Genomic DNA, 12545 nt, shown 5'->3' with positions numbered 1-12545 from the left:
CTGGCGGACATGATATTACAACTTGACAGACCAATTTAATCATGCGTTGGAGTGGGTGAATCAGATTTTGGGAATAATCCTCATAGTCTTTGTAAGCATCATTTTGCTTGGGCTGCACACTATGAGAGCGCGATTTCTAGGAAATAATCAGATTTTTGGCTGTTTATGTATTGCATTTTGCTGCATTTTGTGGATTTGTTTGGCATTAATTCCAGCCCCCGCAACGTCCACAGAGCCTATTGATACTTTGCGACAACAGCAACAACAAACGAACCAGCAGCATCAGAGTGTGGTTAACGATCGCGATCGCTTAACAAATCTCCAACAAGAGGCCCAAAAACACCTCACTGGTTTAAACCAAAATCTGCAAACCACAGATAGCTATATTCAAGAAAGCGGATCACGATTACAACTCGCCACCCAACGCCTTCAGCAGTTGGAAACTGATTTAGCTGTAGCGGAACGTGACTATGAGGAGCGGCAAATAGCAACAGTAGCACGATTGCGTTATCTCCAGCGATCGCCTGCATCTGTTGGATGGGCAGTTTTGCTCCAAAGTGAAAATATCAGCGACTTTATCAGCCGTCGTCATCAGTTGAAGTTAGTGTATCAGGCAGACGAACAAATTTTGCTAAAACTCAACCAACAAGCAATCCTGATCAATAAACAAAAAACGGACGTAGAACAGCAAAAAAACGAAATTGCCTTGATTCGTGAGCAACTGTTGGCACAAAAAGCCGATTATCAAACTCAGGCGCAGTCACAATCAGAATTGATTCAACGCCTCAATAGCGATCGTCTAGCCTTAGAAGCAGCGCAAAACCAGCTAGAGAGGGAATCCAAAAATCTGGAAGTCTTGATTCAACAAAAGGTAGCAGAAGCTAGAGCAACAGAAGAGGCGCAAACAAAAACCAACAGCCGGACAAGTGTGATCATTCGGGGAACTGGTGTAATGGCATATCCTAGCGATGCTCCTACTAGCAGTCCCTTCGGCTGGCGGATGCACCCAATCCTCGGCTATCGTCGCTTTCATGCCGGGTTGGATTTTGCCGCTAGCTATGGTAGTACAATTCGGGCAGCCGATTCGGGAAGAGTGATTTTTGCTGGGTGGTATGGTGGCTATGGCAGAGCTGTAATTATCGATCACGGCAATGGCATGACTACACTGTACGGACATACCAGCGAGTTGTATGTTTCTGAAGGACAAGCAGTTGAACGCGGACAAGCGATCGGTGCTGTCGGTTCTACAGGTTTCTCAACTGGCCCCCACCTTCACTTTGAAGTCCGTCGGAATGGTACACCCGTAGACCCAGCTAATTATCTTTAACCCAGAAACCAAGTTTCTCTAGGCTGCAAATTTTATCACAGACGTGCTATAATAGGTAAGACTAAGGGCGCGTAGCTCAGTGGATAGAGCAACAGATTCCGGTTCTGTGGGTCGGGGGTTCAAATCCCTCCGCGCTCGTTATTGTACATTAACTAATTAAAGTCCAAGTCAAACATATTCAACTGCGTGCGATGAAGCGCAAATGGGCATCTATTTCTACTACATGGCGCTTAACGCTGAATAGTTAACTGCTAGATTTACCAAACAGAATTGCGCGAATTCGTCATCGTTTACGAACTGGTGCATTTGCTCGTTCCCAATCACGGCAAGGTGTTTAAGTGCTTTATATCTGCTTATCTGCCTGATTGGGAAGAAAGGGAGCAACGATTGCAGCGCTTTGTGGGATGATGCGGAAAACTTCCTTTGAAGGTCTTATATGGTTATGGCTTTGATAAGGACAAGAATCTTAAAGTCTTGTAGACTAAAATTATAGATACTAGATTTGAGTCATAAGTCTTAACTGGTTTCTAAATAAATGAAAAATGAAGATTCCTTAACCCACAAGGACATCTCGATACCATAAGCTTACTTGGCTGGCTTTAATGAATGCTGCTTTAGTAATGTGGGAATTGAAGTGAGTAAAGTAGAAGATACTAATTTCCCTATACCTGCAATTGGTCACTTACATTATGATTTGTGTACCACAGATGACGGTGAGTTGACAGCAGCAATAGAATTATTTCTTAAATGTAATGGTGACTTTGCAGATTTTGCGAAGTCAGATCCTAATAAAAACAATATGCGGAAACTAGCTGCAAAGTATATAAATGAAGTCAACGAGCAATATCAGCAAAAAGTTAAAGAGTGGGCTAATGAATACTTACAATGAGTTTTTACCGATAATAGAGAACTAAATGCCCCAACGCTTATTATGCGAGGGTTTTAATGGCAATATTTTACAGAACACCATTTTGTCAAGTGGTAAAATAATGTGGAAATCGACACGTTACTTAATAAAGTATAAATTGTTTTGACATCTTGCCCGCCTATGCTACATAAGTTAAAAACTCGAAAGGCGATAGGCTTATATGGTTTTCCAGTACACTAACGCATTTGTCACCATAGCATCGGTTAATTTTGAGAATTTAGTGAATTTCTATACCAAATTGCTGGAGCAAAAGCCAGTTATTTTGATTCCGAATGTCTATGCTGAGTTTAATTTGGTTGGTATGCGATTAGGTATTTTTAAACCCAAGAACACAAACGAATCGGAATTTGAAGCTATCGCCAAAAGTAAGATAAGTTTGTGTTTAGAGGTGAGTCACTTAGAAGATGCGATCGCTCACCTAACAGCTTTGGGCTATCCTCCACCAGGAGACATTTCCATTGCTGACCACGGCAGAGAAATTTATGCTTATGACCCTGATGGCAATCGTCTGATTTTACATCAAGCCATAGTGAATGATAATTGATAAGTGATAATAATTTATTTGGTAATTGACTATGGCTATAACTCAAAACTATAGATTAAACCTGATTCAATGGTATCCAGGTCACATTGCGAAAGCTGAAAAGAAGCTCAAAGAACAGCTTAAGCGCGTAGATGTGGTGTTTGAGGTACGAGACGCCCGGATTCCCTTAGCGACTCACCATCCCCAAATAGGTGAGTGGGTAGAGGGTAAAACACGGGTATTGATACTTAACCGAGTAGATATGATTACGCCGCAAATGCGATCGCTGTGGATAGATTGGTTTAAACGTCAGGGAGAAGTCCCTTATTTTACCAACGCTCAACATGGTAAAGGTATAGCAGAAGTGGCGCGGGCAGCGCAAGCCGCTGGAGTAGAACTTAATCAAAGAAGAAGCGATCGCGGGATGTTACCCCGTCCAGTCCGGGCTGTAGTGATTGGTTTTCCCAATGTCGGTAAATCAGCTTTGATTAACCGCCTCTTGGGACGGCGAGTAGTGGAAAGTGCAGCCCGTCCTGGGGTAACTCGCCAACTACGCTGGGTGCGAATTTCCGACTATTTGGAATTGCTAGATGCTCCTGGTGTCATCCCTCTCAGATTAGAAGACCAAGACGCAGCATTGAAATTAGCTATTTGTGATGATATCGGTGAAGCATCTTACGATAACCAACTAGTAGCAGCAGCCCTAGTGGATTTACTCAACTATTTAGAAGCTGTAGCCACAGATTTGTTACCAAAAAAACCATTACAGTCCCGCTACCAACTCGATTCGATATCCGACACCGGAGATACCTATTTACACGCCTTGGCGGAGCATCGTTACAAAGGTGATATAGAGCGAGCTGCAAGGCAACTTTTAACAGATTTTCGCAAGGGATTATTGGGTGAAATTAGTTTGGAATTACCGCCCAATTAAATAAGGATGACAGAAAAAGAAAAATTGTTAATTTCTCATTTTTAATTGAGCAGCCCGCACTCTCAAAATCAACATAGTTCCTCCTGTAAATAACATACCCAGTAATAGGGTTTTTAGACTGAGGTTTTTACCGCTCTCACTTACTAAAATACCTTCCAATATTAGAGACTGGCTCACAAAATTGAAAATTTGGTGGCTCTCCTTCACAAAGGGATTCAAACCCCCTCTGAACTGAATCTCCAGCAAAATTGCCTCATTGACTGTAATATCCGTCACATACAGTTGTCGGAATGCAGTTAACAGTGTCATAAAGAAAAGGTGAAGGTTAACCTGTAGGGTATAACTTACCTCACAGCTGCTTACACCTCTAGCTTCGATGGATCTTATCACACTCATGACTGAACTCACGCTACGCCTACAAGAGGGAGATACCGAGACAACGATCGCAGTTGACCAAGATGTATTTACAATTGGTCGTTTGCCAGAATGTAATTTGTACTTGCCTTTTGCTGGAGTATCCCGCAACCATGCTCGTCTTGTGAAAACCGCTGACGGTGTGTGGACTATTGAGGATCTGGGCAGTAAAAACGGGACGCAAGTCAATAAATATCTTGTTAACAGTCGCCAAGAGTTACATCACGGCGATATCATTTGGCTGGGCAATGTTAACTTGGTAGTGTTGCTCACAACCGCTGTTTACCAATCGACACCTGAGGATCTCGGAACTTCGGAAAATAATGAGCAAAGAACAATCCTTCACAATGTCGAGCAATTACAACAGCAATGGATTGCAGCTGATAGTAAAGATGGCGACATCAATAATAATAAGGACAAAACCATTGCCCGTCTCAAAGACTTAGTAGACATAGCCAAAAATCTCTGTGCGGCGGCATCTATAGAAGAGATTTTTTCTCAGGTGCAGCAAGTCGTTTTTCGTTACCTTGATAGTATCGAACGTTTGGCATTATTAATTGATGTCAATGGTTCCGGCCAGTTAGAGTTAGTGAATGCTGCCACTAGAAATGTTTCTCAACAGAAACATCTCCCCTCTGATGGAAGTTGGATTAGTCGGAGTATCTGTCAAAAAGTATTTGACGAAAAAGTTGTCATTCAAACCGCCGATACTCATCAGGATGAACGGTTTGCTAGTGAACAGAGTATTTTGGTCAAAGGCATTCGCAGCGCGATGGCAGTGCCTTTATGGGATGAAAATAAAGTTGTGGGCGTACTGTATGCCGATGCCAATCTTTCTTCTTACCATTGGGCAAATGAAGGCGAGGAAGAACTCAGCTTTTTTTCAGCTTTAGCAAACCTTGTGGCTTCTAGCGTGCAGCGTTGGCTACTAGTAGAGAAACTCAAAACTGAAGAGATGATTCGTCACCGACTAGAACGTTATCATTCTCCAGCGGTTGTACAGCAGTTGATCTCTGTAGGCGGATTACCGGGTGGTCGTTTAGCGCCAGCAGAGAGCGAAATCAGTATTTTGTTTGCGGATTTGGTTGGCTTTACGGCAATTTCTGAACGGTTAACACCAACTGCGATCGCTGAACTATTAAATAATTTATTTGAAGAAATGCTAAAAGAAGTGTTTACTTACGGTGGCACTTTAGATAAGTATATTGGCGATTGTATTATGGCATTTTTTGGCGCTCCAGAACCGCAACTAGATCACGCCGATCGCGCTGTTACTTCTGCCAAGGGAATGCTTACTCGTCTCGAACATCTGAATGCCAATGGTTTTTGGTATGAACCCCTTCAATTACGTATTGCTATTAATAGCGGTAAGGCTGTTGTGGGAGATGTCGGTAGTTCCCAAAGGGTAGATTATACGGCATTAGGCGCAACGATTAATCTTGCTGCTCGCATGGAAGCAGTTTGTCCGCCTAGTGAATGCGTGATTAGTCAAGCCACTCATAAAATGCTTTCACTGCCTTCAGACTTCCAGGAGATGGGAGATTATCGTTTCAAAGGTATTGATCGATTAGTCAAGGTTTACCAGACAAATTTGCAGCAAGTGCCAACAATTATTGGTCATTAGGTATGGAGGTATCGCAAAAACAAATGACAAATTTATCAGCATAAATACATAGTTAATTTGTATGTTTTGTTTTAAAAATAATTGCAAAATTGTAATATTCAGCAACCCATTCTGGGTTAAAAGACTAAAATTTGGGTATAGCTTCCAGAATTGATCTGTGTAACACTAGGAAGCCAACAGTTAAGCTATTTTTTAACGGGAGGTCAGGTAATGGCGATCGCCACGATTAATCCCGCCACTGGGGAGACGCTTAAAACTTTTGAGCCGCTCAATGATGCAGAAATTACCGCTAAACTCGATTTGGCTAATCAGGCTTTTGAACAGTATCGTCAGACTAGTTTTTTGACCCGATCGCATTGGCTGCAAAAAGCTGCTGATATTTTAGAGCAAGACAAAGCAGAATTTGCTAAGTTGATGACTCTGGAAATGGGTAAACCATTTAAAGCGGCGATCGCTGAAGTCGAAAAATGCGCCGTCGTCTGTCGCTACTATGCCGAACACGCCCCTGGTTTTTTGGCTGATACCAGTATAAAAACTGATGCCAGCCATAGTTTTGTTCGCTACCAACCAATGGGGGCAATTCTCGCGGTGATGCCGTGGAATTTCCCCTTCTGGCAAGTGTTCCGCTTTGCTGCACCAGCATTAATGGCGGGAAATGTCGGCTTACTCAAACACGCTTCCAATGTGCCGCAGTGCGCCTTGGCAATTGAAGATATTATCCGACGCGCAGGTTTTCCTGAAGGTGCGTTTCAAACTCTATTAATAGGCGCTGCTAAAGTTGCCGATTTAATGGCTGATGACCGCGTAAAAGCCGCCACCTTGACAGGAAGCGAACCAGCAGGCATATCCCTCGCCGTCGCCGCCGGCAAACAAATTAAAAAAACCGTCTTGGAATTAGGAGGAAGTGACCCGTTTATTGTGTTAGCAAGTGCTGATTTAGAGACAGCAGTTGTCACAGCAACTACAGCGCGGATGTTGAATAACGGGCAATCATGTATTGCAGCAAAACGTTTTATCGTCGCAGAAGCGATCGCAGACAAATTTGAAAAATTGCTTTTAGAAAAATTCGAGACGCTGAAAGTAGGCGATCCCATGCAACCAGATACCGATTTAGGCCCACTGGCAACTCCTGGTATTCTCCAGGATTTAGACCAACAAGTGCAAGCTGCTACAAAAAGCGGTGGTAAAGTCCTCACCGGTGGACATCCTTTATCAGATCGTCTAGGGAACTTTTATCCGCCAACGATTATCATAGATATCCCGCCTGAGGCACCAATTGCAAAAGAAGAATTCTTTGGCCCGGTAGCCTTGTTATTCCGGGTTCCAGATATCGATGCTGCCATTAAACTGGCTAATGACAGCCCCTTTGGTTTAGGTGCAAGTGCTTGGACAACCAACGACCAAGAGAGCGATCGCTTAGTTGAGGAAATCGAAGCAGGTGCCGTGTTTATCAACAGTATGGTCAAATCTGATCCCCGATTGCCCTTTGGTGGCATTAAGCGTTCTGGATATGGCAGAGAATTGAGTATTCAAGGTATACATGAGTTTGTCAATGTTAAAACTGTGTGGGTTAAATGATAGGGAGTAGGGAGTAGGGAGTAGGGGGTAGGGAGTAGGGGACAAGGTAGATTCTTTCACATGTTTTGGTATTCCATTCCCCACTCCCCACTCCCCACTCCCCATTATTTATTGTCAATAGTTAGGAAATAAAATGAATACAGCAGAATTATTGGTGCAGTGCCTAGAAAATGAAGGAGTGCAATACATTTTTGGACTCCCTGGCGAAGAAAACCTGCACGTTTTGGAAGCACTAAAACATTCTTCCATTAAATTTATTACGACTCGTCATGAACAGGGTGCAGCATTCATGGCCGATGTCTACGGCCGCCTAACAGGAAAAGCCGGAGTGTGTCTTTCTACTCTTGGGCCTGGGGCAACCAACTTGATGACTGGGGTAGCAGATGCTAACCTCGATGGTGCGCCTTTAGTGGCGATTACCGGTCAAGTGGGAACAGATAGAATGCATATTGAATCCCATCAATATTTAGATTTGGTGGCAATGTTTGCACCTGTTACCAAGTGGAATAAGCAGATTGTGCGACCGAGTATTACACCAGAAGTAGTGCGGAAAGCATTTAAGCGATCGCAATCCGAAAAACCTGGTGCAGTTCACATCGATTTGCCAGAAAATATTGCTGCCATGCCTGTAGAAGGCAAACCTTTGCGTAAGGATAATAGCGAAAAAACCTATGCATCTTTTGCTAGCATTCGGGCAGCAGCAGCCGCAATTTGCCAAGCAGTTAACCCATTAATCTTAGTAGGAAATGGGGCAATTCGCGCTCACGCAAGTGATGCAGTCACGCAATTTGCCACCTTGCTGAATATACCTGTTGCCAATACTTTTATGGGTAAAGGTGTGATTCCCTACACACATCAATTAGCTTTGTGGTCAGTGGGATTACAGCAAAGAGATTTCATTACCTGTGGCTTTGATAACACAGATTTAGTAATTGCGATCGGCTATGATTTGATTGAGTTTTCCCCGAAAAAATGGAATCGTAATGGTGAAATTCCCATTGTGCATATTGGGGTAAGTCCAGCAGAGATTGATAGTAGTTATATTCCCAACGCCGAAGTCGTGGGAGATATTTCAGATTCCCTTTATGAAATCTTAAAATTAGCAGACAGACAAGGTAAAGCCGATCCCTTTGCCATCAGCTTAAGATCAGAGATTCGCGCTGATTACGAACAGTATGCCCATGATGACGGATTTCCCATTAAGCCGCAAAAGCTAATTTATGACTTACGGCAAGTGATGGGTCCAGATGATATCGTTATCTCTGATGTTGGCGCACATAAGATGTGGATGGCCCGTCATTATCATTGCCATAGCCCTAATACTTGCATAATTTCCAACGGCTTCGCGGCCATGGGTATTGCCATTCCTGGCGCTTTAGCAGCAAAACTTGTTCATCCTAAGCGCAAAGTCGTTGCTGTAACAGGCGATGGCGGCTTTATGATGAATTCTCAGGAATTAGAAACAGCCTTGCGTGTCGGTACGCCCTTTGTCACCATAGTTTTCAATGATGGTGGCTATGGGTTAATTGAATGGAAGCAAGAAAATCAATTTGGCAAAGGAAACTCATCTTTTGTGCATTTTAGCAATCCTGATTTTGTCAAATTCGCCGAAAGCATGGGTTTAAAAGGCTACCGAGTTGAATCGGCTCTAGATTTGATTCCCACTTTGAAAGAAGCCCTCGCTCAAGATGTACCCGCCGTGATAGATTGTCCCGTAGACTATCGGGAAAATCACCGCTTTAGTCAAAAAGCCGGCGAGTTGACTTGTGCGTTGTAAAAAGTTAGGAGTTAGGAGTTAGGAGTTAGGAGTTAGGAGTTATTTATTCCTAACTCCTTTTTAGTGTTTTGGTAGGGTGTGTTAACCTTTGGCGTAACGCACCGCTTTACTTCACTTCATTTATAGACATGTTTCTTCTCCTTCTTTGCGTCCTTCTCTACGAGACGCTGCGCGAAGGCGTTCTTCTCTAACGAGACGCTGCGCGATTGCGGTTCGTAAAAAAAACCACGAAGCTCAAAGGTTTATTCACGAGTATCAAAGACTCATTCACGAAGTTCAGAGGTTCATCAACGAAGCTCAGAGATTCATCGACAAAGCTCAGAGATTCATCGACAAAGCTCAGAGGTTCATCGACAAAGCTCAGAGGTTCATCGACGAAGCTCAAAGGTTCATCGACGAAGCTCAGAGGTTCATCGACAAAGCTCAAAGGTTCATCGACGAAGCTCAGAGGTTCATTCACAATGAGTTAGAAGTTATTAATTCTAACTCATCACTGATTTTTACTCCTAATTAATTGTCTTCTGGTCTAAATTTGTGCTTTCTTGCTTTTGGGCAATATCTTCTACTACTTTGCATTGTCTTTTGTCAATATCTGACTTAATAATGAGTCCCTTAGTATTGAGCGATATTTCCACTTGGTATTGACCATTCACCATATTAATCGCAGCGGAAGTTACTGTACCAAACATCATCACTCCGCAAAGTGATAAGATAATTTGCAGAATTCCCAATTCTCGTTTCATTTTTAAAGCCTTAATCTCTTATATTCATCATTAAAGTTTGGTGCGGTGTGAGAACTGAGTTGAGAAGTAGCACTGATTAGACGAGTTTTAGTTGATTACTCAGTTAACTTCAGGATGACTATAATTTCTAGGGTGCAAGACGTTATCGCTAAATAGCAAAGCTGTTTAGCTAGTATAAAAACCTGATATACTCACAGCAGTTTCTCAATGAGGAATGATGGCGCGATCGCTCCGAGTAGCCCCAGAGTATATTGATAAAGTTAAGTCAGCACCTGGGCGTAACGGCTATCCCAGCCAGCAGTCCTTGGCTACTGATATAGGATTTTCTCTCTCCACAGTCAAAAGCTTTCTCACTGGTAAACCTGTTGACCGCTTAAATTTTGAAGAACTTAGCGATAAGTTGGGTTTAGAGTGGCAAGAAATTGCATACAAAGAACCTCACTCAACTAACGGGGAAGCATCACCCTTCATCACTGGCGCACCCATCACCCAGCCGCGTTACTTTTTTGGACGAGAGAAAGAATTAAAACGCCTCTTCAACTTACTCAAACACTATCCCCTACAAAACGCCGCCATTATCGGTAAAAAGCGCAGTGGTAAAACATCCCTGCTGCACTACCTCAAAAATATCACCACCACCCCAGCAGAACAACTGCGTCCTGAGCAAAAATATGACTGGCTACCGCATCCAGAAAACTACTGTTGGATTTTTGTAGACTTACAAGACGCACGAATGCAGAATCGAGAAGGGCTGCTAAAGTACATCTTGGAATCACTAAAGATGCAAGTGCCTACACCTTGCGATTTAGATCGTTTCATGAATGTAGTCAGCGATAATTTGCATTCTCCCACAGTCATATTATTGGATGAGATTGGCGTTGGGTTGCAACGCTGTCCAGAATTAGATGATGGCTTTTGGGAGAGTTTGCGGTCTTTGGCGACTAACCACACAGGCGGAAATCTCGCGTTTGTCTTAAGTACCCCTGAATCACCAACTGAACTAGCGCACAATACAGGACACAGTTCACCCTTTTTCAATATATTCGCCTACACCGCACGTCTGGGAGCATTGACTGAGATAGAAGCGCGAGAATTGATAGCGAGTTCGCCTATTGCCTTCACTGACGAAGATGTAGAGTGGATTTTGACACAAAGTTGCTGCTGGCCACTGTTGTTACAAATTCTGTGTAGAGAAAGATTATTTAGTTTAGAAGAAGAGGAGAATGATGATAATTGGCGTGAGGAAGGATTACGACAAATGAAATCATTTACTCACTTATTAGATTTATAACTAGCAGAGTAACTATGAAAGCACACCGAATTGAAACAAAGTTAACTAAAAACGGAACCTTGATTCTTGAGAATTTACCGTTTCAAGCTGGGGAAGCTGTTGAAATTATCATTCTAGAAACTCAGACTCGTCCCCAAGAAGCGAATTTGTATCCTTTGCGTGGCAAACAGACTTACCGTTATGATGATCCTTTTGAACCTGCTGTGCCTCTGGAAGATTGGGAAGTATTGCAATGATAAATCTAAATTGTCATTGCGATCGCGAACAGCTTCTCGTAGAAAGGAGGAACGACGAACGCAAGGGGAGCATCCCACTTTTTTGCCTGTCATTGCGAGCGCAACGAAGTGGAGCGTGGCAATCCCATCAACTGGTGCTTAGTGAGAGATTGTGGGATTGCTTCGTTGTCCCTCCTCGCAATGACAAGCTATTCTCTGATTACAAAATAAAAACTGGGATGCACCCGAACGCAAGTGTGTGTCGCAGACAAGCAATCGCAATGACAGGGATTGATTCACTTTCTACCCTACGGTATCTCTAAAGAACTACGCAATGACAAGTCTTCGAGGACATGATTATTATTTGTAATTTTGCACTGACAAATATAACAAACATTTGCTATGACTGATTTCTTATCCAAAACAAGGATTAAAAATGAGCCAGCAATATTATCTATATATAATGACGAATAACTATAATACTGTGCTGTATACAGGAGTAACAAACAATTTGCAGAGAAGAGTTTATGAACACAAAGAGAAGATAATAGAAGGATTTACTAAGAAATACAACATTACTAAATTAGTTTATTATGAAGTCTTTGGAGATGCCTATACAGCCATTAGTAGAGAAAAACAGATTAAAGCAGGTTCCAGACAAAAGAAAATTGATTTAGTCAATAGCATCAATCAAGAATGGAAAGATTTATATGATGCATTGTAAATTTTACTGGTGTCATTGCGATCGCACTAAGAGGTTGTTTGAAAAGTATTTGGCTGTGATTTTAGGCACTTAGAGATCCCCCCTAACCCCCCTTAAAAAGGGTGGAACCGGAATCAAAGTCCCCCTTTTGAAGGGGGATTTAGGGGGATCTGAAATGTTTTGCTACCAACGAGAGGACTTTTCAAGCATCCTCTAAGGTAAAGTTCAGTCATCTTAGCCTTTGCGATCTGATTGCGATCGCACCAAGGTAAAGCTTACTAATCCTAGCCTTTGCGATTGCTACCCTTCGGGAAGGCTTCGCCTACATTCCGCTAACGCTGCATTCGCAATGACATACTCTGTCATTGCGAGGAGGAACGACGAAGCAATCCCAGCCTTTGCGATCTGATTGCGATCGCACCAAGGTAAAGCTTACTAATCCTAGCCTTTGCGATTGCTACCCTTCGGGAAGGCTTCGCCTACATTCC

The 12545-nt window shown here is 42.8% G+C and carries 14 protein-coding genes and 1 tRNA gene; 13 read left to right on the top strand and 2 right to left on the bottom strand.

The window, feature by feature from the left end:
- Positions 1-121 precede the first annotated feature (121 nt).
- The 6 genes from V7K30_RS06320 (at position 122) to ylqF (ending at position 3712) form a co-directional block, all read left to right on the top strand.
- On the top strand, positions 122-1327 hold the full coding sequence (locus tag V7K30_RS06320; protein WP_334998207.1) for a murein hydrolase activator EnvC family protein: 1206 nt from the start codon (positions 122-124) through the stop codon (positions 1325-1327).
- Positions 1328-1392: 65 nt separating this feature from the next.
- A tRNA-Arg gene (locus tag V7K30_RS06315) sits at positions 1393-1465 on the top strand.
- A gap of 162 nt (positions 1466-1627) precedes the next feature.
- A complete protein-coding gene (locus V7K30_RS06310) occupies positions 1628-1735 on the top strand; it encodes a YgjP-like metallopeptidase domain-containing protein (protein ID WP_334998240.1) in 108 nt (35 codons plus the stop codon).
- Positions 1736-1961: 226 nt separating this feature from the next.
- Positions 1962-2216, top strand: a complete 255-nt coding sequence (locus V7K30_RS06305; RefSeq protein WP_334998205.1) for a hypothetical protein — start codon at positions 1962-1964, stop codon at positions 2214-2216.
- 199 nt (positions 2217-2415) lie between these two features.
- On the top strand, positions 2416-2799 hold the full coding sequence (locus V7K30_RS06300; RefSeq protein ID WP_334998203.1) for a VOC family protein: 384 nt from the start codon (positions 2416-2418) through the stop codon (positions 2797-2799).
- A 31-nt stretch (positions 2800-2830) separates the two neighbouring features.
- Positions 2831-3712: a ribosome biogenesis GTPase YlqF gene (gene ylqF / locus V7K30_RS06295; RefSeq protein ID WP_334998201.1), complete on the top strand. Its 882-nt coding sequence runs from the start codon at positions 2831-2833 to the stop codon at positions 3710-3712.
- 27 nt (positions 3713-3739) lie between these two features.
- On the opposite strand, the gene V7K30_RS06290 is transcribed toward ylqF, so the two are convergent.
- Positions 3740-4108, bottom strand: a complete 369-nt coding sequence (locus V7K30_RS06290; RefSeq protein WP_334998242.1) for a hypothetical protein — start codon at positions 4106-4108, stop codon at positions 3740-3742.
- Here V7K30_RS06290 and V7K30_RS06285 point away from each other — a divergent pair.
- From V7K30_RS06285 to V7K30_RS06270, 4 genes are all read left to right on the top strand, one after another.
- A complete protein-coding gene (locus V7K30_RS06285) occupies positions 4107-5750 on the top strand; it encodes an adenylate/guanylate cyclase domain-containing protein (protein ID WP_334998199.1) in 1644 nt (547 codons plus the stop codon). The genes V7K30_RS06290 and V7K30_RS06285 overlap by 2 nt on opposite strands.
- A 210-nt stretch (positions 5751-5960) precedes the next feature.
- On the top strand, positions 5961-7328 hold the full coding sequence (locus V7K30_RS06280) for an NAD-dependent succinate-semialdehyde dehydrogenase (RefSeq protein ID WP_334998198.1): 1368 nt from the start codon (positions 5961-5963) through the stop codon (positions 7326-7328).
- Positions 7329-7461: 133 nt separating this feature from the next.
- Complete coding sequence (locus V7K30_RS06275; RefSeq protein WP_334998196.1) at positions 7462-9105, top strand: acetolactate synthase large subunit; 1644 nt, start codon at positions 7462-7464, stop codon at positions 9103-9105.
- Between the two features lie 145 nt (positions 9106-9250).
- Positions 9251-9619: a hypothetical protein gene (locus V7K30_RS06270; protein WP_334998194.1), complete on the top strand. Its 369-nt coding sequence runs from the start codon at positions 9251-9253 to the stop codon at positions 9617-9619.
- On the opposite strand, the gene V7K30_RS06265 is transcribed toward V7K30_RS06270, so the two are convergent.
- Complete coding sequence (locus tag V7K30_RS06265) at positions 9612-9848, bottom strand: hypothetical protein (protein WP_334998192.1); 237 nt, start codon at positions 9846-9848, stop codon at positions 9612-9614. The genes V7K30_RS06270 and V7K30_RS06265 overlap by 8 nt on opposite strands.
- Positions 9849-10062: 214 nt before the next feature.
- Between V7K30_RS06265 and V7K30_RS06260 the strand changes: the two genes are divergently transcribed.
- From V7K30_RS06260 to V7K30_RS06250, 3 genes are all read left to right on the top strand, one after another.
- Positions 10063-11139: an ATP-binding protein gene (locus V7K30_RS06260; RefSeq protein ID WP_334998190.1), complete on the top strand. Its 1077-nt coding sequence runs from the start codon at positions 10063-10065 to the stop codon at positions 11137-11139.
- A gap of 14 nt (positions 11140-11153) precedes the next feature.
- A complete protein-coding gene (locus tag V7K30_RS06255) occupies positions 11154-11375 on the top strand; it encodes a hypothetical protein (RefSeq protein ID WP_334998188.1) in 222 nt (73 codons plus the stop codon).
- Between the two features lie 415 nt (positions 11376-11790).
- Positions 11791-12078 carry a GIY-YIG nuclease family protein gene (locus V7K30_RS06250; protein WP_334998186.1) on the top strand — a complete coding sequence of 96 codons (288 nt, stop codon included), beginning with the start codon at positions 11791-11793 and terminating at the stop codon, positions 12076-12078.
- Positions 12079-12545 lie beyond the last annotated feature (467 nt).

Origin of the sequence: Nostoc sp. (genome assembly GCF_036917655.1) — a bacterium.
GTDB lineage: Bacteria > Cyanobacteriota > Cyanobacteriia > Cyanobacteriales > Nostocaceae > Nostoc.
Note: the sequence above shows the minus strand (reverse complement) of the source record. Positions and strands in the feature narration are given on the sequence as shown.

Excerpts from the sequence above, each read along its gene's own strand:
- V7K30_RS06265 (WP_334998192.1), bottom strand. The coding sequence starts at position 9,848 with ATGAAACGAGAATTGGGAATTCTGCAAATTATCTTATCACTTTGCGGA.
- V7K30_RS06300 (WP_334998203.1), top strand. The coding sequence starts at position 2,416 with ATGGTTTTCCAGTACACTAACGCATTTGTCACCATAGCATCGGTTAAT.
- V7K30_RS06255 (WP_334998188.1), top strand. The coding sequence starts at position 11,154 with ATGAAAGCACACCGAATTGAAACAAAGTTAACTAAAAACGGAACCTTG.
- V7K30_RS06260 (WP_334998190.1), top strand. The coding sequence starts at position 10,063 with ATGATGGCGCGATCGCTCCGAGTAGCCCCAGAGTATATTGATAAAGTT.
- V7K30_RS06320 (WP_334998207.1), top strand. The coding sequence starts at position 122 with ATGAGAGCGCGATTTCTAGGAAATAATCAGATTTTTGGCTGTTTATGT.
- V7K30_RS06250 (WP_334998186.1), top strand. The coding sequence starts at position 11,791 with ATGAGCCAGCAATATTATCTATATATAATGACGAATAACTATAATACT.
- V7K30_RS06280 (WP_334998198.1), top strand. The coding sequence starts at position 5,961 with ATGGCGATCGCCACGATTAATCCCGCCACTGGGGAGACGCTTAAAACT.
- V7K30_RS06290 (WP_334998242.1), bottom strand. The coding sequence starts at position 4,108 with ATGAGTGTGATAAGATCCATCGAAGCTAGAGGTGTAAGCAGCTGTGAG.
- V7K30_RS06275 (WP_334998196.1), top strand. The coding sequence starts at position 7,462 with ATGAATACAGCAGAATTATTGGTGCAGTGCCTAGAAAATGAAGGAGTG.
- ylqF (WP_334998201.1), top strand. The coding sequence starts at position 2,831 with ATGGCTATAACTCAAAACTATAGATTAAACCTGATTCAATGGTATCCA.
- V7K30_RS06285 (WP_334998199.1), top strand. The coding sequence starts at position 4,107 with ATGACTGAACTCACGCTACGCCTACAAGAGGGAGATACCGAGACAACG.